Source organism: Borrelia hermsii DAH (assembly GCF_023035675.1).
Taxonomy (GTDB): Bacteria; Spirochaetota; Spirochaetia; order Borreliales; family Borreliaceae; genus Borrelia; species Borrelia hermsii.
Genome location: NZ_CP073136.1, coordinates 839,889 through 861,344, shown reverse-complemented (window position 1 = coordinate 861,344; position 21,456 = coordinate 839,889). Strand labels below are relative to the sequence as shown.

General features: G+C 29.5%; 14 protein-coding genes. 3 read left to right on the top strand and 11 right to left on the bottom strand.

Annotated elements, in window-relative coordinates; genetic code table 11:
• Window positions 1–11: 11 nt before the first annotated feature.
• From infB to mutS, 5 genes are all read right to left on the bottom strand, one after another.
• A complete protein-coding gene (gene infB, locus bhDAH_RS04100; RefSeq protein ID WP_172643769.1) occupies window positions 12–2,606 on the bottom strand; it encodes a translation initiation factor IF-2 in 2,595 nt (864 codons plus the stop codon).
• A gap of 4 nt (window positions 2,607–2,610) precedes the next feature.
• Window positions 2,611–4,059, bottom strand: a complete 1,449-nt coding sequence (gene nusA, locus bhDAH_RS04095; RefSeq protein WP_043924501.1) for a transcription termination factor NusA — start codon at window positions 4,057–4,059, stop codon at window positions 2,611–2,613.
• 13 nt (window positions 4,060–4,072) lie between these two features.
• Complete coding sequence (gene rimP / locus bhDAH_RS04090) at window positions 4,073–4,504, bottom strand: ribosome maturation factor RimP (RefSeq protein WP_012422546.1); 432 nt, start codon at window positions 4,502–4,504, stop codon at window positions 4,073–4,075.
• A gap of 112 nt (window positions 4,505–4,616) precedes the next feature.
• Window positions 4,617–5,222, bottom strand: coding sequence for an amidophosphoribosyltransferase (locus bhDAH_RS04085; RefSeq protein ID WP_043924533.1), 606 nt, complete (start codon window positions 5,220–5,222; stop codon window positions 4,617–4,619).
• 8 nt (window positions 5,223–5,230) lie between these two features.
• Window positions 5,231–7,816 (bottom strand): DNA mismatch repair protein MutS, encoded by a 2,586-nt coding sequence (mutS, locus tag bhDAH_RS04080; RefSeq protein WP_012422544.1) that lies wholly within the window; start codon window positions 7,814–7,816, stop codon window positions 5,231–5,233.
• A 75-nt stretch (window positions 7,817–7,891) separates the two neighbouring features.
• Between mutS and bhDAH_RS04075 the strand changes: the two genes are divergently transcribed.
• Window positions 7,892–8,398, top strand: coding sequence for an STAS domain-containing protein (locus bhDAH_RS04075; protein WP_012422543.1), 507 nt, complete (start codon window positions 7,892–7,894; stop codon window positions 8,396–8,398).
• A gap of 20 nt (window positions 8,399–8,418) precedes the next feature.
• Here the strand turns inward: bhDAH_RS04075 and bhDAH_RS04070 are convergent, their stop codons facing one another.
• From bhDAH_RS04070 to bhDAH_RS04060, 3 genes are read right to left on the bottom strand one after another with little or no spacing between them, the layout of a single operon-like run.
• Window positions 8,419–8,937 carry an OmpH/Skp family outer membrane protein gene (locus bhDAH_RS04070; protein WP_012422542.1) on the bottom strand — a complete coding sequence of 173 codons (519 nt, stop codon included), beginning with the start codon at window positions 8,935–8,937 and terminating at the stop codon, window positions 8,419–8,421.
• Between the two features lie 35 nt (window positions 8,938–8,972).
• Complete coding sequence (gene bamA / locus bhDAH_RS04065; protein WP_012422541.1) at window positions 8,973–11,432, bottom strand: outer membrane protein assembly factor BamA; 2,460 nt, start codon at window positions 11,430–11,432, stop codon at window positions 8,973–8,975.
• A 20-nt stretch (window positions 11,433–11,452) separates the two neighbouring features.
• A complete protein-coding gene (locus bhDAH_RS04060; RefSeq protein WP_043924532.1) occupies window positions 11,453–15,841 on the bottom strand; it encodes a translocation/assembly module TamB domain-containing protein in 4,389 nt (1,462 codons plus the stop codon).
• Between the two features lie 74 nt (window positions 15,842–15,915).
• On the opposite strand from bhDAH_RS04060, the gene tmk reads away from it, so the two are divergent.
• Both tmk and bhDAH_RS04050 read left to right on the top strand, forming a co-directional pair.
• Window positions 15,916–16,524, top strand: a complete 609-nt coding sequence (gene tmk, locus bhDAH_RS04055) for a dTMP kinase (protein WP_043924500.1) — start codon at window positions 15,916–15,918, stop codon at window positions 16,522–16,524.
• A gap of 31 nt (window positions 16,525–16,555) precedes the next feature.
• Window positions 16,556–17,173, top strand: coding sequence for a hypothetical protein (locus tag bhDAH_RS04050; protein WP_012422538.1), 618 nt, complete (start codon window positions 16,556–16,558; stop codon window positions 17,171–17,173).
• A 6-nt stretch (window positions 17,174–17,179) separates the two neighbouring features.
• Here bhDAH_RS04050 and bhDAH_RS04045 read toward each other — a convergent pair whose 3' ends face one another.
• From bhDAH_RS04045 to bhDAH_RS04035, 3 genes are read right to left on the bottom strand one after another with little or no spacing between them, the layout of a single operon-like run.
• Window positions 17,180–18,286 (bottom strand): thymidine kinase, encoded by a 1,107-nt coding sequence (locus bhDAH_RS04045; protein ID WP_012422537.1) that lies wholly within the window; start codon window positions 18,284–18,286, stop codon window positions 17,180–17,182.
• A gap of 32 nt (window positions 18,287–18,318) precedes the next feature.
• Window positions 18,319–19,956, bottom strand: coding sequence for a S1C family serine protease (locus tag bhDAH_RS04040; RefSeq protein WP_226285648.1), 1,638 nt, complete (start codon window positions 19,954–19,956; stop codon window positions 18,319–18,321).
• A gap of 16 nt (window positions 19,957–19,972) precedes the next feature.
• Entirely contained in the window at window positions 19,973–21,451 is a 1,479-nt protein-coding gene (locus tag bhDAH_RS04035) for a hypothetical protein (RefSeq protein ID WP_012422535.1), read from the bottom strand.
• Between the last annotated feature and the right edge of the window lie 5 nt (window positions 21,452–21,456).

The following is a 21,456-nucleotide window of genomic DNA, read 5'->3' as shown; positions in this document are numbered from 1 at the left end:
AAAGCAAATCTTTAAGATCCAAAACGTCTCTTTACTTTCTTAATCTCAAAGGCCTCAATGATATCTCCTTCCTTAATATTAAAATAATTATCAATCATAATTCCACACTCATATTGCGCACTAACTTCCTTAACATCCTCTTTAAATCGCTTTAATGAAGCAATCTTACCAGAATTCACCTGCAATCCTTCTCGCACAACATTAGCCACAGCATCCCGTTTTATGCATCCTTGTGAAACATAACATCCAGCCACTACTCCAACCTTAGGGATGTTAATAACAGCACGAACTTCTGCAAATCCAATAAATTGCTGTTCAATATCTGGTTCCAACATGCCTTCTAGAACTGATTTAATATCATTAATTGCATCATAAATTATATTATATTTTCTAATTTCAACTTTTTCTTGATCAGCTAATAATTGTGCTTTTGTCGTAGGTCGTACGTGAAAACCAATAATAATTGCTTCACTTGCTGCTGCAAAACTAATATCAGTTTCAGTTATTGCTCCTACTGATGAATGAATAACTTTTACTCTAATCTCATTATTAGCCAATTTTTCAAGGGAATGCTTTAAAGCCTCAACAGAACCCTGCACATCCGCTTTTAAAATTATCTTAAGTTCTCTTAGTTCTCCATCCTTAATTGAATCATAAAGGTTTGACATAGTAACTTTTTTTACATTCTTAGCATTCTCATATTTTTTAAGATCTTGTCTTTTAGAACTAATTAATTTGGCTTCTTTTTCTGTTTTTGTAACCTGGAATGGATCACCAGCCTGAGGAATTGATGAAAACCCCAAAACACTAATAGCTTTTGCAGGACCAACGCTTCTAACAGAGACTCCCCGCTCATTAATTAATGCTCTCACCTTACCATGATAGACTCCTCCAACAAAAGAATCTCCTATAGAAAGCGTACCATCCTCAATTATAACAGAACAAACTATTCCTCTACCTAAATCAATTTTAGCATCAAGAATCCTACCAATAGCTCTTTTAGTTGGGTTTGCTTTCAATGACATCACTTCAGATTGCAAAATAATCATATCAAGAAGTTCTGTAATACCAATATTTTTAAGAGCTGAAATTGCAACAAAAATTGTATTTCCACCCCAATCTTCAGGAATCAAATCATACTCTGAAAGCTGATGTTTAACTCTATCTAGATTCGAATCTGGCAAATCAATCTTATTGATTGCAACAATAATGGGCACTTTTGCGTCTTTTGCATGATTAATAGCCTCAACAGTCTGTGGCATTACTCCGTCCACAGCAGAGACAACAAGCACAACAATATCTGTAACTTGTGCCCCTCGACTTCTCATCATAGTAAAAGCTTCATGTCCTGGAGTGTCTAAAAATGTTATTTCATGATCATTATAATTAATAGTATAAGCACCAATATGTTGTGTAATCCCCCCAAACTCCGTTTGATTTATATCAATATTTTGCAACACTGATAGAAGTCTAGTTTTTCCATGATCAACATGTCCCATTATTGTAATAATAGGAGGTTTTGCCACCATTTCTCTCTCATCATCTTCCTCTGATTCTATAACCGTTTCATCATAAATTGATACAACATTCACTCTAGAGCCATATTCTTCAACCAAAATAGTAGCAGTATCAGAATCAATCTTCTCGTTAATAGTTGCCATTACACCTAAAGTCATTAATTTAGCAATTAAATCTGAGGATTTTAAATTCATCTTTCTTGCAAGTTCAGCAACAGTAATAGTTCCCATAATGTCAATTGACTTAGGAATTGGATTTGCTAGATTTTCTTTCTTCTTTTTCTGAAGCTGATCAAAAACTTTTTGTTCTATTGTTTGGCTCTCAATTTCTTCCTTTTTCCTCTTGTAACCTTTTTGACTCTCTTGTTGCTGCTTCTTCTTCTCACCAAGTTTCCTATTAAGACCCTTATTATCAGAATCAGAAGGTGACATCGCAACACTAGAGATAACCTTAGTCCTTATTACTCGTCTAAACGTCTGAGCACCACTACTACTATGAGCATTAGCTCTACTTGAATATCCTCTATTACCTTGCTGCTGCTGACTACCAGTATTGTCCTTATCTTTATGCGCAGAAGAAGGCCTCATACCCCCCCTATTATCTCTATTGCCATAAGAATAGCCTCTATTATCTCTATTATAAGTATTAGTATTGGTTCTACCTAAATATCCTCTATTACCTTGCTGCTGGCTACCAGTATTATCCTTATCTTTATGCACAAAAGAAGGTCTCATGCCCCCCCTATTATCTCTATTGCCATAAGAATAGCCTCTATTATCCCTATTATAAGTATTAGTATTAGTTCTCCCTAAATATCCTCTATTACCTTGCTGCTGGCTACCAGTATTATCCTTATCTTTATGCACAGAAGAGGGCCTCATGCCCCCCCTATTATCTCTATTACCATAAGAATATCCTCTATTCGGATCTTGATTGCCCCATGAATTAGAAGGTTCAACAAAATCATCTTTTGATTTATTTAAATTTCTATCAGTATGGGCTACAACCTTTACCACTTTCTTTCGTAATTTAACAACCTTAATTTTTTTTTCATCTTCACTGCGATCATCATCAATATTTTCTGACAAACTATTACTCCTCTTCAAATTCAAAGCTAAGCCCTATCTTACAACCTGGACAAAATGTCATATTTTCATTAATAACAGCTCCACACTCAGGACAAAGCAACTCTTCTTCATCTTTTATGCCTTCAATAGATCCATCATCATCATTAGCAATTATTACCATCCCTTCCTTCAATATCTTATTGATTTCTTCTTGCTTTTCATAGCTTATTCCTAACTCAAAAAGGTTTTCCTCGCTAGCATCCAAAAAATTATCAATATCATCAAGACCTGCTTCAATCAACTTGTCAACAATATCACTATCAAGAATCTTAAGCTCACTAATCCTGTTTATCTCCTCGAATTCATCTTCCTGAACATTATCTTGAAGAATCTTGTCAAACATTTCAAAAGTCTCTTGTTTAAACTCTCCACTTGCTTTCATTTCCGCAAACTGACTATTAGTTTTAACATCAATTGCCCAATCAAGAAGTCTATTTGCAAGTCTAACATTTTGTCCCATCTTACCTATTGCAAGCGATAGCTGTTCATCACTAACAACCACTAAAGCTTTATGTAAATCCTCATCAACAATATATACATTATCTATCTTAGCAGGAGTTAAGGCATCTCTAATAAATTCTTTAATATCCCTAGAATAAGGAATAATATCTATTTTCTCACCTTCAAGTTCCTTAATTATTGATTGAATTCTAACACCTTTTTGCCCAATACAAGGACCTACAGGATCAATCTCTTCTTTCTCAGAATAAACAGCAACCTTAGTTCTATAACCTGGATCTCTTACTATCTTATGGATTTTAATAATACCTTCTTCAATTTCAGGAATCTCAAGAGTAAGAAGTTCTTCAATAAATTTAGGGTGAGTTCTTGACAAGACTACCTCTATTCCATTTTTACCCTTCTTTACACTGTAAACAAGAACTCGAACTTTATCATTAAGTCCATAAACTTCCCTTGAAGATTGATACTTTTTAGGGATAACACCATCTGTACTGCCAAGATTAACATAAAGATCTCCATTTCTATTCTGTTGAACATAACCAATAACAATCTTATGCAATTTGTGTTTAAATTCTAAGTAAAGCTCATTATCTTCGATTCCCTGCAAATCGCTCTTAGTTCTCTGTTTAGCGACTTGAATTGAAAGTCTATCAAAAATCTTGGGATCAATCTCAATATATGCATATCCATCTTCCACGACTTCAAATTCTTGAATATCATCTTGCAATATCTCAAGTATATCGTTTTGAACTTCCTCTACGATCTTTTTTTTAGAATAAACTACTAAATCTCCAGTATCTTCATCAAATTTAATTAAAGCATTCTCACTTGTTCCAAAATACTTCTTATAAGCTATCATTACAGATTCCCTAACCGTCTTTCGAATAGCATCTATGCTCATTCCTCGCTCACTAGCAATATTGGAAATCATTTGACCAGTACCCTTTATCATATCCAAGACTCCTTCACGATAATTTAGCCTTCTTGACATCACTATAAAGAACTTTTACCTCTTTATTATCTGTTTTAAAAATAAAACTATCTGCTCCTGCTTTTAAAATAAAACCTTCTTCAAAATCATTATCTAGCATTAACTTAATCTTCTTACCCTCAAAAATTTTAAATTCTCTATCACTTTTAATTTTCCTATTTATCCCAGGCGTAGAGATTTCTAAGCTAAAATTATATTTAAGAACTGCCTCCAAGTTAAGTAAAATCATTTTATGTAAATCACAAAGCGTATCAACTCCGAAGTCATCACCCTTATAAAGAACTATTTGAACCCTACCCTCACCTCTTTTTCTGAAAGTGTTAATTTCTATAATTTCAATTCCCAATCGATCTGTTACATTCTTTATTAAATTGTAAACTTCACTATTATCAACAATTTTAACCAATCATATTCCTAAAAATAATAAGGCTCTTTTGAAAAGAACCTTATTAAATAAAATAACCAATCCAAATTAAGAGTAACATTAATGAAAATAAATGTCAAGACACCAATAATCACTAAACCCTCGCAAGTGATAGCTTTATCACACTCCAAGCACCATGTTTTATAAGAACATCTCTACAAAAAGTCATAGATGAGCCTGTTGTTACAATGTCATCAATAAGTACAACCCTTTTAAACTCAATATTTCTATACTTCAATTTTAATTTAACTTTATTCTCTAAATTACTATGCCTTAAATCTCCGCGCAATAGCTTTTGACTCTTGCCTAATCCTCGTTTAAAAACATTAACATACTTTATCCCACTATTACCTAACAAATCTCCAATATATTCCATGTGATCAAAGCCGTAAAAAATCTTTCTTTTAAAGCTACAAGGAACACTAACAACCAGGTCAAAATCAATGCTCATCAGAAATTGCAAAATCCCATTTGCAAAAAACTGACCAAGTAATCTTTGTCCATCTCTCTTGTAAGCAAGAAGCAAGTTCTTATACTCACTTTTATATTCAAAAAAATACCAAAAATCATCTCTTGACTTAACATCAAAATGAAAGAATTCAATACAATCCTTACAAAGAGCATTCAAGTAAACATAATTCTTATGACAACAAGAACAAAGGGGAAGAAATATGTTTTTTAATACGACCCAATTCCACATCCACATGCTTACATCTTAGTCTTTAAAATTATTTCACTTAGTAAATTCATCGCTTGAAAAGGAGTAATATTATTGATATCTATTTTAGAAATCAAATTTTTAAGCTCTAAATAAGCATTAAGATCCAACTCATAACTTAAATCTTCTTCCATTGTGTCCTCACCATCATTAACAACAGAAGTGGCTGAAGTAAAAAATTCCGACACACACAAGTTCTCTCGACTAGTTAAGCTTTTAAGAATAATATTAGCCCTCTTAATAACTTTTAAAGGTATCCCAGCTATGCGAGCAACATAAATTCCATAAGAATTAAGAGAAGGTTTCTCTTCAACCTCTCTTAAAAAGATAAGTTCATTACCTTGTCTTTCAATTTTCATTGAAAGATTAACAAAAGAATCATGATTAATAGCTGAGAGTTCATGAAAATGGGTTGCAAATAAACTTCTAGCCTTGATATCTTCTAAAATATATTCAACAATTGAACATGCAATAGCAAGCCCATCATTAGTACTAGTACCCCTTCCAACCTCGTCCATAATTATTAAGCTATCCTGCGTTGCATTTCTTAAAATATTAGCCGTTTCATTCATCTCTACTAAAAACGTAGATTCACCTTTGGAAATATTATCACTTGCTCCGATCCTACAAAAAATCTTATCTGTAATCCCTATTATGGCTTTATTGGCAGGAACAAAAGAACCAATATGTCCCATTAAAACAACTAAAGCAGTCTGACGCAAATAAGTTGATTTGCCTGCCATGTTAGGACCAGTAATTAAACAAAAATATTTCTCACCATCAATCCTTACGGAATTTCTAGTAAAAGCTTCCACTCCCTTCATATAATGCTCAACAACAGGATGTCTGGCACACTCAAGAATAATTTCTTTATTATTAGTCAAAGTGGGCCTTACATATTCATTTTTCTTAGCTAAATACGCAAAATTAGAAACCACATCAATATATGCGCAAAACTCAGCAACTTTCTTAATAACCGTACTATACTTAACAACTTTTAAAGCTATCTCATCAAATATTTCTTGCTCAAGAGATAACAAATTATCTTCAGCATCATTAATATCCCTCTCAAGTTCAATAAGCTTATTAGTTTTATATCTTTTAACAGAATTTAAAGTCTGACTTTCTATAAAATGAGATGGAACTTGTCCATAATAACTCTTTGTAACCTCAAAAAATAAACCTCGAACATTAATTCTCTTAATTTTAAGGCTATTAATTTTACTAAAATTTCTCTCAAAATCAAGGTAATCATCAACATACTTGCTTGCATTATTTTTAAGCTCTCTTAAACGATCAATTTCAGAATTATACCCCTGTTTAATAAGCTCATCTTGTTCATTTGAAATGGCACAATCAATTAAAGAGTAAATTCCTCTTATATCACCCTCATCGTTAACATCGAATATCCAATAATTAAAAGAATATTCATTAAGTAGTCTCTTTACTGAAAAAAATGCTATCAGAGTTTCCCTAATAAATAAAAAATCTTTTTTAGCATATTTCCTCATTTGAAGTCTTGAAATTATTCTCTCAATATCCCAAACATTACTAAGAATCTCTCTCAATTTTATACTTAAATTAACATTATTGTTTAAAAATTCCACATGATCTAATCTATTGTTAATTGCAGCAATATCTAAAAGCGGATTTAATATATACTCTCTTAAAAGTCTCTTCCCCATTGGGGTTTTGCAATCATTTAATACTGAATACAAAGAATAACGAGCCGTCAGATCATTGTTGTTTTTAACAAGTTCAAGATTTATTTGAGTAACATCATCAAGAAACATATATTCAGAATCACTATTAATATAAATAGTATCAATATTGATCAATAAATTCTTTAAGTTATTCTTTATATAATCTATTATCAAAAAAGATGAAATATAATAAGGTTCGTCCTCTTTAAACCCAAAAGCACTCAAACTAAGAACATTAAAATGATCTTTTAGCGATTTTATGGCAATATCTTTGTCCAAATGCCAATGGGGAACCTTGTTAACTAAAAACCGATCAAGAGCAAGCTTTTCTAAATACTTATAATAAAAACTCTCTGAAACTATTATTTCCTTTGGAGAATACTTCTCAATATCCCGTCTTAACTTTTCTAAAAAACTTCCCTCATAAAGGATTATTCCAAGTCTAGATGTCGACAAATCTATATAAGAAAATGAATAATAATCCTTATAATCACTAATAGCTACCAAATAATTATTAACATCATCTTGCAAAAAATCTTCATCAACCACAACTCCAGGGCTTATAACTTCAACAACTTCTCTTTCCAAAGGACCTTTAGGATCCGTCTGCACTCCTCCTTGCTCACAAATTGCAACCTTTCTATCAAGCAGAATTAACTTTTTTATATACTCTTTACTTGTATGACAAGGCACTCCACACATAGGAATATCTTCTCTTTTAGTTAAAGTTAATCCTAAGAGCTTACTTCCCTCAAGAGCATCATCAAAAAACATTTCATAAAAACTACCTACTCTAAAAAACAGAATAGCGTCTTTATGTTTATTTTTAATACTCAAATATTGCCTCATCATCGGCGTAACATCTTTTTTCATATAAACAATACTAAAATTATAATTGATATTATTAAAACTTTACAATATACTTAAAATTATCAAAAAGAATGCAAAATGAATGATACTTCTCAAAGCAATGTCTTTTACGTGTGTAGAGACGATTCTATTTTCATAAAATTAATTAACAGATTTACTGCCTTATATTCTGTCAATTTTAAAATATTTATTAAAAATATATTTATAAATAACAACGATAAAATCAATAAATTATATATAGATTTATCAGAAACAAAATACTTAGATTCAACTTTTATGGGAGTGCTGCTATATATTAATAATAAGAGCAATGAACACAAAAAAACCTTCAAAATCATAAATTCCAGCAAAGAAGCACTTAAAAACTTAAAATCCCTTGGTCTTGAAAAGATATTAAAAATAGAAAATAAAGAGGAAAAATTACAAAGAAGTGAAATGAAAGAATATCTTTGCTTCAATACACATAAAAATACAATATTTAAATCAATGTTAAAATCACATATTTCACTCTCAAGCCTCAATAGAGATAACAAAAAAGAATTTTGCACTCTAATTAGAAGACTTAAGAAAGAAAACAAAAATTAAAGAGCAATTCTAGTAATGTACTACTGTGCATTCAAATACTTAATGACATCATCTGTTACATCAACTGTACTATTATAATAAAGAATATAGGGATTATCCTTTTTCATCACCAAAGAAATGCCATTAGTTTCTGCAACATATTGAATACCATTAAGTATTTTACCCCAAAGTAACCCATCGCTATTTAGGCTGTTTATATTAATCTGTTTCTGTTGCTCAAGATTGCTCTTAGCCAAGTTTTTAAGCTTCTTAAGCTCATCAATCTTTAAATTATATTGATTGCCATATGATTTGGCATTCTCTAAATCATGTATACTAACAGATTCATCGTACATTTTTCTCAAATCCTTAATCTCAGAATTCAAGGTATCTATTTTATCTTGATAATGATTTTTTAACTGCTCAAGATTAGACTTTAATTGCGGACTTAAAAATCCAATTACAACTTTTTCAAAATCCACAATACCCACTTTTGTAACATTAACTGAAAAAAGATTTAATGGAAAAAAACATGCAAATAAAAGCATCATGGAAACCATAACAACCCTCCTTATGAAAAGCTAACTAAATTATATCAGTATCTCATATCAATGGCTAAGAAAAATTTAAACCCTCCAGAATAATTATAATATCTATTAACGCCTTCATTACTGAAATAAAATGGATAAGCTATTACAAAAGACAAAGGCATTTGAGGCAGAACACTTCTAATTCCAAAGCCCCAACTAAAAATAAAATTACTAAAAGGAACAAATAAAGAATTCTCTTGCCCTTCTAGAGAATATGAAGCCATATCTAAAAATAAAATATCCCAAACCAAAATATTCTTAATCAAAGGCATTGATATCTGAAGAGTATTTACAAACGAACTATAAATATTGCTCAAAGTGCCCCATCCTCTTGCAATCATAAAGTTTTCACTAATAACTATAAGATGATGTGGCTGTACTTCTATTTCAAAACCATTTCCAAGTGGCGGCAAAACATTTGAATAAACACTTCTTAAAGTTAAAATTAAATCAAAATATGGAGTAAAAACATCCTGATACCCTAAAAGAGAAAAATATCTCTCAAAAGTCGTTGTGGATTTTGAAAAATGACTCTGTCCAAGTAAAAACCCCCCAAAAAAATCAAATTGTTGCTTAAGCAAAAAACCATTATTAGATAAAGACTGGGAATTTCTTGTATCCCACGCAACACTAATACCAAAAGAATTTTCAAATCTAATAGTATTATAATTATCCCTCAAATAGTAATTTGAAGGTCTATTAACATTATTATCATAATACACATATTTCAAAGCAGTTTGAACAGTTCCAACAAATGACTGCTTTCCAAGATAATTAGAAAAAGTATAGCCAGTAAACCCACTAATACTAAATTTAGCTAAAGAATAATTCATAATATTAAAATCCGAAAAATTTTTATCATTATTATATGCTTCCCAACTTACAAAAGGATCTGGAACTTCCTTTTTGCCTATAAATATAGGCCCATTAATATCCTGATAAGCTGTATTTATAGAATGTGAGAAATCAATAAATCCCCCAAGAGTCCATCTAGTCTGCATAAACCAATTATCTTCAAACATCAACCTAAAGCTTTGCTCTGAGAAAGCAAGATTAAGTCTTGCAGAAAGAGCATACCCTTCACCTAGAAAATTAGATTGTTCCCACTGTCCAAAAACTGAAAATGGAAGCCAAGAATTACTAACCCCACCAAAATTCATACCAAATCTCAAGCTTGCTGTCTCCCGCTCTTCGACAACAAAATTTATTTTCATTAAACCCTCAATACTACTTGGAACAACATCGGGTATAACATTTCCAAAATAACCAAGTCTTTGCAAATTAAGCATTCCCATCCGAAGTTTTTCCAAACTAAAAACATCTCCCTCCATTAGTGGAATTTCTCTAAGTATTACATGGGAAGCTGTTTTCTTATTACCTGAGACAGTAATAGACTCAATATGAGCTTTCTCTTTTTCTAAAATATTAATAGAATAATCTACAAATTCATCTCTTATCGTTCGAGAAGGCACAATCTCTGTAAAGATATAACCATCGGAATAATACTTATCCCTAATTTTTGCAAAATCTTGCTCAAATCTTGAATCATCAAAAATATCTCCTTCCCTAAAAGTAATTAGGGATTGCAATTCTTCTAATTTAAAAACCAAATTACCAGTAATTTCAAACTTACCAAATTTAAAAATATTACCCTCTGAAATAAAATATTTTAAGTAAACCTCTCTCTCCATTTTTTTAGAATCACTAGGAATTCGTATATCTACAGTATTATTTACAACCTTGGCATTAATATATCCATTATTTTTATAATAAGACTCAAGTCGCATTTTATCTTTATCAACATTTGACTTTAAATACTTGCCATCAGCAAATAAAGATGAGGGTTTTGACACTAAATATTTTCTAAGAATACGGCTCTTAAAATTCAAATTTCCCTCAAAAGAAACCTCTTTAACAACATACTTAGGACCAGCATTAATTTTAAACACAATATCTACTAAGCTATTTTCCTCTTTAATATCAAATTCAACAGTAACATCAAGATACCCGGCATCTTTGTACATTTCTTCAAATTTAACAACACTTTTTTTAATTCTTGAAAGATTTAAAGCCTCTTTTACCTTAACATCTGATTTGTCACGCAGTTCACTATTCCAAAAAATCCCACTATCATCAATAAAAGTAACAGTTTTTACTAAAGACTTTTCCTTCACAAAAAATGTAATTACAAGTTTATCATCTTCTATTCTAAACTCAGGTCGAATAAGTCCCTCAAAATAATCAAGAGCATAAAGGTCAACTTGCAACCTATCAAAAAGTTCATCGGAATAAGTTTGTCCCAAATAAACATTCAAAATAAATTTAAGGTCATTTTCTTTTATATTCTTAAGCCCATTAAAGTCAATACTTTTTATCATCTTGTCCTTATAATTCTCTTGAGAATATCCTAAATTAAATACAAACAAGATGAAAACCACAAAAATAAAGATTTTAAATAGCTGCACCCTAAACCCCTTACATAGCTTCAGTATTTAAATTTCCAAAAAATAGATATTTGATTTCCTATGCCATGACCATATTTCATAAAATTATAATCAAAAATATAGTCAACAAAGAAAAATGGTGAATCAAGCTCAAGACCAAAATTAATACTAAAATTTAAATTCTGAGAAAACGGTGTTACTTCTTCTTTTAAAAATCCAAATCCTGCTTTAGCAAAAACACCATCGGCAATATATTTCCCCACTTTAACATTTGTTTTATCAAGCACGCCTGCAAAAGTTGTTGAACTGCCCAAGATACCAATGGCGTTCCTTAATATATCCGTTTTTATACTCAATAGGTCTAATTTTAATACAGAACGCATATAATCTTCAATAGGTTGTACTATCAGATCAACAAGAATATCACTAGCTAATCCAAGTGCCATTTCAGCTGTATTTGTACCTGCTGACTGTAGTCCATGCTCACCTCCAATTATTGCATTTGATAAAAGATATTTGATCTCTTGTTCCGTTCGAGCAGGATAAGATGAAAAACTAAGATTCCACAAACTTAAAGGACCATCTATACTCATTGTTATCAACAAATTTTCATTACCATCTTTAATCACATTTGTAGCCTCAGCCTTTACCCATGGATCAAATTTATTCTTATTTTCATTAAAAGATATATATGAAACACCCCTGAAAACAAATTGTTTATTATTATAATTGAAAGAACCACTTGCAATATTTAAATCTCCCTTAAGAATAAAATCATCAGTCTTAGTATCAGATTTAACCTCAAGCTTATTTCCTCTTGCAATAATAGCATTCAAGAAAGAAATCTTATTATCTGGCCAATGAAAAGCAACGCTACTATCAAAATTGATTTTCAGATCTGTAGTAATATCTAAACCCTTAGAGTTAACATCAGATGCTACAACTTTCCTTGACCTTTTATATGGATCTATTAATAGATCAACAATTGAATTTTCAAGTAAATAAACCCAAGCATTTGAAACACTTAGATCTCCTCTAAACATAATCTCTTCAGAATTACCTTCAATAAAAAAATTACCTGAAGCATGTCCAACAAAATTTATAGCTACTTTATCAAATTTAATAGGCACTCCAGAACTACCAGAAGCACCAATATCTATCTTATAATAATCAACAATACTATCACTTAGAAAATTTAGATTCAGATGAGCAGCAATATTGACATCAGAATAATAGTCTAAATTAAATTTGTTCTCAATAATTACACTATTATCTTTAATAATAACTGGTACATCAATTAGCTCTAAAATTCTACTCTTTCCATACTGTCTAGATAATTTTAAATATTCAGTACTTATTAAGCCATGTACTACTCTAAACTCTCCATTAAGATTTGGATTATATAAATCACCATTAACATCCAATGTGCCAGCTACATTAAGATCATAGAGAACAAAATGCTCTTTAATATTATAAAAAGTTTTTGACCCCAATAAATCTTCCGTAATTAATTTTGAGTCAAATTTAATATCCTGAATATTACTGGTAATTTTATTTCTAGAAATATTACCTGAGGCAATAAAACTAAGGGGCAAATAATCATTTAATCTAACATTAAAATTACCATCATTATATTCATATAAACAACTAAGCAGATCATATTCAACTGATGACATGACAAACCTTTCAAGGTTATTATTAAGTTCAATTGTAAGGTCAGAAAGATTTTTATCTTTATATCTTAGCTCTCTTAAAGAAATCTCTCCATTAGTTTCGCTCTTTAAAATACCAAATTCTTCCTCGGTTTTATTTTCAAATTTCTGAAAACTTGCATTCACCCTTGAAGAAAAAAGGTTGCTATTAATATTAAGACTAGAAATCCCAATAGAATTCTTAATATCATATCTGAAATTACCTGTCAGAATTTCTATTTCATTTTGACTCGCCTTTATATTATAAATATTAAGATTATTATCAACCAATCCCAAATTCAAAGAGCAATACGTAGGAACACCTACCAAAGAGAGGCCATCTGTTTCAAGATAAGCACTAAGAGAATAATTAAATAAATCACTATCTTTAAAACTCAGGATAAAATTACCATTAATCTTTCCATTTACGAACGAAAAGAATTTTAAATTATTAAAATCGAACCCCTGAAATCTACCAACAAAATAACTGCCATCTTCATTAGAATCAACACCTAAAAAATAACGCTCTGAATCCAAATTAGAAAACAAGTTCAAATTACCACTAAGTTTATCATCTAAATTAAAATGGCCTTGTCCTTGTAAATTTGAAATCCCGTTTATAAATCTAATATTTGAAAGACTAACTTTTTTATCCTTATATAAACCCTCAAAGCTAAAATTAAAATTATAAGCAGGATCCCCAGAAATCTTATCTAAGCTAAACTTAGGAATCGTAACATTCAAATCATTATTAATTATTTGATAATCTCCAAAAGAATTGACATTTAACAAAATTTCAGAATTTCCATTATAAAAACGAAAATCATTAATATCAAACAAATAAATTATAGATGCATCAGAATAAGTTAAACTGAATTGTGCCTTAGGTGAAAATTGCAAGTTAACATGCCTATCTTTGAAATTCAACTCAAAATACAAAGGATAATTCCTGTTCAAATAATTAACTTCAGTATTTATCTTAAAACTATCATTAAACAACTGTATCAAAAAACTAGAATTTACATTATAATCCCCACTACTATAATTAAAGCGTTTTACCTTATAAAGCTCATTCTCTCCACTTGCATCAAATATTAAATTAAAATCATCTAATTTTGATAAGACAGCAAAATTGAGACTATTTAACTTGCTCTTGGTATAATCAACGGTGTTAAAATCAAAATCTGAAGTCAAATTTAAATACTTGCCCGACAAAAAATATTCAGGAATAACTTTAGTCATGAGGGTTTCTGGAAGAATATCCTTCAAAAAAAGCATAGGAAACTCTTTAATGCCTAAATTAAGGTTCAAATTTTCCTTATTAAAATCACCCTTTAATAAAATTCTAGAATTATTGTTAGCAAAATTTAGCAAATAATCAACATGAATATTATCCTGGGCAAAACTTGTTTTCATATTCAAATTTTGAATTTTAAGCCTACCAACCTTCAAGTCATCAGATTTTACACAAAAATATTGAGCTTCCTTACTAAAATCCAAATGTCCATTAATATCCTTAAACTTAAAAAATTTTGCAGATCTAAAATCAAGCCTCCCTATTGGCACTAAATCTTTTAAAGAATAATAGCCTTTATAGCCAATAAATCCTCTCTTAAGTTTTACAAAAGCATTTTGTATATCTGCAACTTTTGAATTACCTTTAATTTGTACTTTTACTCCCTGAATCTCCTTATCTGCCATGTTAGCCTTTGAAGATGAATTTAATAAAAATGCATACCGCAAATCTTTATCTTTAAAATCATAAGAAAATGCCAACTGACCATTTAAACTTGTATCAAGATAATTGTTATAATTACTCAAATTTTCATTAAGGCTTATCCAATTCAAAAGATTTACATCAAAGAATAAAGCATCCAATCGTAAAAAATTCTTATTAAAATCATATCTTAAATTAAAATCCATATTTTCTCTTATAATATTAAAAATTTCAATATTTCCCTTCGAATAATTTATTTGGAATCCTTGCTCAAGCAAAGCAAAATAACCTGTATGCAATTTTAAAAAACTAAAATTAATATATCCATCTTCAAGATCTTTTTTAAATTTACCTTCAAAATAAAAAGTTGAATCAAGAATATTTTCATGACTAACATCGGAATTTAAAACCGCAAGAGAACTAAAATCAACAATAAAACTAAATAAAAAATCATCGTCAATAGTCTTTAATGCAAAACTCTTAATCTGAAATCTTACAAACTTCTCAGAAGTTAGTTTAAGATTCATATCAATATCTTCTAAATGCATATGAAGACTATTAAAGGAATTAAACATTTTACCAAGCACTCCACGATTAGTACCATCAGCATTCAATTTTAATGTATGAGAATGCGAATTCTGAGATTTAAGAAACTTAAAATCATTTAAATCAAAATTCAAGGTACTACCCCTTACGAAAACATCTAAAATAATGTTTTTATCTCCTAATAGCAGTCTAAATAAATCCAAATTGACTTTAACAGTATTCATTAATATTTTATCTTTATCATTTAAACTCAATTCCAGATTATCTATTTTTATTGAAGATAAGAAATACGGGGCAATCTTATCATATTTGATTTTAAGGCCTGATTTTGATTCAAGATAACTTATAACAAAAAATCTAGCGGAATAGACTTGAGCTTGAATAAATAAAATAAAAACCACAAGAATTGATATAAAGACTAAAATTGAGAAAATAAAAGATAGAGTAATCTTATTTCTTACAAAAAACAAATTCATATATCTATGCATATATATTATATAATACTTAAGTAAGTATCTAATTGCTCAAGACATCTAAGGAGATAATTTTTGTGAATAAGATCTTAAAAAATTTTTATTGCATAGAAGGAATTGATGGAAGTGGTAAAACAAGCATAATTCAAAAACTACAAAAACTCTGTAATAACAAATTAAAGTACCATTTCACAAAAGAACCATCACAAGGAATAATTGGAAAGTTCATAAGAAAGCAACTAACTAATCTTAAAAATCCCTTAAGACGGGTATCACTGGCACACTTGTACGCAGCAGACAGATATGAACATTTGTACAATACAAAAAATGGAATACTAGAAATATTAAACAAAGGTAAAACAAAAGTAATAACCGACAGATATTTATTCTCATCTATAGTATATCAAGGAGAATTGGGATATAAACTAAACAGAGACTTCCCACTTCCTGAAAAACTATTCTTCATAAAAACGGATCCCAGTATCGCATACAAGCGCATTCAAGAAAATAGAATACAAGCTGATCTTTTTGAATTTGAAGAAGCAAAATTCAAAGACATCAGTTCTAGATACACAGAAATGCTCAAAATTTTTGACGACTTAATTGATATTGTATACATTGAAAACTTAACTAAAGAAGACTTAGAAACAAGCACAATAAAAATTTTTGATTTAATAAAATTTTAATATTATTAAAATAAAGGAAAGGATACAAAGCATGTTTTATAAAAACTTTTTTGTATTATGTCTAGTAATATTTTCAATTCTACTCATAACCAATATAAATGCATCATCAAAATTTTTCTATGCTGAACAATGGTATGTCATTTTCAATGAGCAAATGAAAAAAACCCCCGATGATTATAAAAGAAATATATTTTTTTTACAAAATGCATTAAAATACCCATTTGGAAATCCAAACTATTCTTTATCAAAAGTAGAAACAAGAGAAGAATGGAATAAATATAAGCTTCTCTTTAAAATGCATGTAAATCTGCTTCTTGTTAAGCAACATCTGTATTTAGGCAACTTATTTGATACAAGACATACATATTTTTATAAAACCCCAAAAAAGAAGGGAATTCTTGCAAACTTAAATCAAGCCACGAATTTTTATAAACTAGCTGCTAGTTACTATACAGAAGCTTTAAAGTACCACGAGCAATTGCATAAGTATAAATTTACTAAAATGCAAAGCGATGGAATAACAAACTGGGAAGATGAATATCATAGAATTGAAATGAAAGAACTTAACTACTATGACATAATCAAAAGAGAATTAATACGTATAGAAAAAACAAAAGAGTTCTTTCAAAAAAGACCAAATTATTATTAATATTTTTTAAAAAATCCATTTATGCTCTTTTGAAACAATTACTTTTTGAATATAATCCTTACTAAGAGAAAATTTATCAATAAGCTCTTTCAAATTTCTCTTACTAAGAATATTACATTCCAATGAAAGTGTAATTAAAGCTCTCTCTGCTAAAAAAGGTAATTTTAACAAATTTTCCAAAACCGCAATATCATATCTTCCTCTAGATTCAATCAAAAGAGAATTTTCAAAATTTGCATTCCTCGCATTACTGCTTAAATCCACGATTTCTCTCTCAAGCAATTTTTTATCACCTTGAGCATACAATAATGCAAAAGGTTTAAGAACAGTAAAAAAATATTCTCTACCAACAAGATAATGATGCCTAGAACACCTTGTAGCATAATTTGGATAAATAGCAGACTCAACAATCTCATCACCACCAACAATCAACAAAGGATCAAAATAGGGTGCAGCTATTTCCTTTCCTCCATAAAAATAATATCTGTATGTTAAGAAAGATTCATCCATACAATCAACATGCTCACAATAAGCACCAAGACGACAAATCTTATCTGAATATTCTATTAAAAGTTTAGCAGTATTATTAAACATTTCTTTTCTAAAATTATAAAGTAAAGTAGGAAGTATAAATAATACATTTGAATCCAATGCGATTTTATTTAAAATAAAAACCAAACGCTCATCATAAAAACAAGTTTCATCAATAATAAAAGTCCCATATTCAGGATTTTCATCTATTAATTGGCCTACATCAAAAGAACTACCTGCAAAATCAACTCCATCAACCCTATCACTCCCACCTCCCCTATAAGGAATAACATTTAGAGGATAATTTTTAAATCTTTTCTTATCAAGAATATTTCTAATAAAAAATACATTAGCTCTGTTTCTACGTCCCTTGGTAATAGAATTTAACACTTTAGGAGATTTATTCTTAATAATAAGAGAATCTTTATAAATCTTAGCAGCATATTCTGTCTTACCGCTACCCATAGGACCAATTATAAGCATTAAATTTAAATTATCTTGAAAATCAAAATGACTAATAGAAACAATATTATCAAGTTTGGACTCAGTATCTCCACTAACTAATTTCAAATAAAAGCTCATTAAAATCAACTCCAAACATACTAAATAATTTTTTATACAAAAATAAGAGAATCAAAGGGAATAACAAGCTGCAAAGGAGCTCCTAAATATCCTGAAAACAATCTTTTAACATAAAGCAATAAGACAAATAATCTCTTATCCATAAGATAGTTAAAAGAATAAACAAAAATTTCATCATTTGCCCTAAAATTAAGTTCATCACCAAGACCATTTGAAAATACCTTAGCAACTCTATACTCTCTCCCAGAAATCAAATTCAAATTTAATCCCAAAAAAGCTCCCATCAAATTTTTAAAAGAATCACTCTCTACAATACTTTCAATAATATCTTCTGGTCGGTCTTGTGGATACAAATAACTCTCATACTCTTTATTATCTCTTCTATACCTAATTCTCACCATAGATCTCCTTTGCAAAATATAGTATTGAAGCTCTCTTAAGCTATCAAATTTCAAGGAATTAACACTAAGAATAGAATCTCCACTCCTCAACCCACCAATATCTGCAGGAGAATTAGGAGCTATATATGATATTTCCAAATTTTTCAAACTTTCAGAAAAAGTAAATCCCAACCATTTATTTCTCAAAATTCCACCTTCATACATAAATGGCAAGACCTTTAAAACCCATTTTGAAGGTATAACGAAATTAAGACCTTGTGAATGTAAAATTCCAGCAAATGTAAGTCCAACAAATTCGCCACCTTCATTTACCACAGGCCCACCAGAATTTCCCTGATTAATAGCAGCATCAATTTGATAAGAATCACCCACAGATAACAAGTTTCTATTCTTTCCAGAAATTATTCCTGAAGTAATAGTCTTCTCAAATCCCATAGGAGAACCCATAGCATAAATTCTATCTCCAATATTAATATTCGAAGAATAATTTAAATTAAATTGATGCTCTAATTTAAAAGAGACCTTAATTAAAGCAAGATCCATTTTCTTTGAATAAGAAATTACTTTTGCAGGCAGTTTTTCGCCCTTGCCTCTTGGAAGTCTGACATAAAGATTGGAAACTCCTTTGTAATCATTATCAACCTGAGAACTAATTACATGATAATTAGTTAAAGCATACCCCTTAAGATTATCAACAACAAAAGCAGAACCCACGGCAATATTTGGCAACCTATGGCCATTTACAATTTTAGTTCCCATATCCACCCAAACTGTTAAAACAGCCGTATCAAGCAAGACATTTCTTGAGGGAGATTTTTTATTAATGACAAATTTTTTCAAAGAATCAAAAGTATTATCAAATGAATAATATTTTGCAAAAAAACTTGCAAGCATCGGGTCCTTGCGCTTTAAACTCTCAAGATGCTTTAAAATCAATTGTTCTCTACTCTCATGAAGCATGATACCAAACAAATTTAAAGTCTCAAGCTTAAAGAGTGCGCTCTCATAATCTTTTTCCTTACAAAACTTAAAGTATTCATTTTGAATGCCAGACAAAGCTTTATCTCTTAAGTCTAGAATACCTTGATCCATTTTAAAACCACTATTTTTTAGATTGTAATAACTTGAAAGAGCAATCTCAAAATTATTTTTTTCAATATGCTTATTTATGCTTTCAGATGGGATATAATAAATTCGTTTGTCATCTATGTCTTTTATTGTACTGCATGAAAAAATTAACATAAAAATAATAAAAATTTTTCTATGCATCAATAATTCTCAAAAGCTAATTAACGTTATGATAGATATCAAAACTATCATCTAAAATAACTCTCTTAACTTTTAAAACCCCTTTGTCATAAATTTCAACATAATTAAACTTCTTAGATCCATTAATCTTTCTATAAACTGAAATCAGATCACCAAAAGAATAATTCTTAACTTCAATAACATCAGAATTGTTAAAGGTTTTTTTCTCTATTAAACTTTTTTGAATATTTAAAACAGAAACTCGTTTTGGATTTAAACTTAACATACTAGGAAGAAAAATTTCTGGAACATTGGCTACTAAAAATTCATTAATGCCCACATAATCAAATTTATAACCAAAACCATCAAAAATCTCATACCGAAAAGAATTTAAAGCAAAAGTATATACATTTTTTTTATCTGGGTAGTCAACTTCAATCATACTGACATAAGGATAAACAGAATAACTAACTTTATAACCAAGCAAGTCATTCTCATAACGAACAGGAACTTTATCTTTAAAATCAACCTTATTAAAATACTTCTCACCTAAGTTTACATCCGTAGAATAGTCCACTATTTTTGAAAAAAAACTTACCAAAACTCCATTCTCAAATACTGCAGCATTATTTTTATCATTCACAAAATACATACCGGACAAATTTTTATAACGACTTAAAAATTCATCTCGTATAATAGGATCTCTTAAGAGATCATAAAACATCTTATATTCACCTATTATTTCAGGGGGAGATTCTTTAAAAAATAGATAAGCTTCATCAGGTGTTAAGAGTTTATATTTAAGTAAATATATACTCTGAACACCATTTAATTTCTTACTCTTATTTTTTAAAAAAGTAAATAAAGCAACAGAATTAGGTTCATTTAACGTTGTATTTTTAAAAATAAAATCAATATTGTTACTATTGAAAAAAGAATCTTCTTTTAATTTAAGTTTACTAAAAAGACTTGGAAAAAATTTATCTTCCTTTAAAAACCATTTAAAAAACCTTAAATCATCACTATACACAGCAAAAGAATTTGCTAACACTTTACTAAAACTTCCCTTAAAATCTCCAAGTCTACTAGAAGCTTCAAGCCGCATGTAAATCAAGTCTTTATCATTCTGCAAGTCACTGTCTAGTTTATCGTAAATATCAATAATTTCCCTATTTTTATCAATATCCTCATTTTGACTTAGAATCAATGAAAAATATTGATAATATAAAGCCCTAGGCTTTACAAACGCAAAATTATTGATATCTATTGCGGCCTTTAACAAATAAATTCTATCTAACAATGAAATATCATTCCTCAATGAAAGTTCATAAAGAGAATCTGAATTTTTTAAACTAAACTCAAGAGAACCATAAATCATATCAAGTCCTCTTTGAGTACCATCAAAACTTTTAGCTTTAATAAAAAGAATTTCTGATATATCCTTGTCTCTCTCTTTTAATTTAGCATCTAAGTTTACTAAAAATAAAAGTAGAAACATAATTTTTAAGACAACCATAAGAC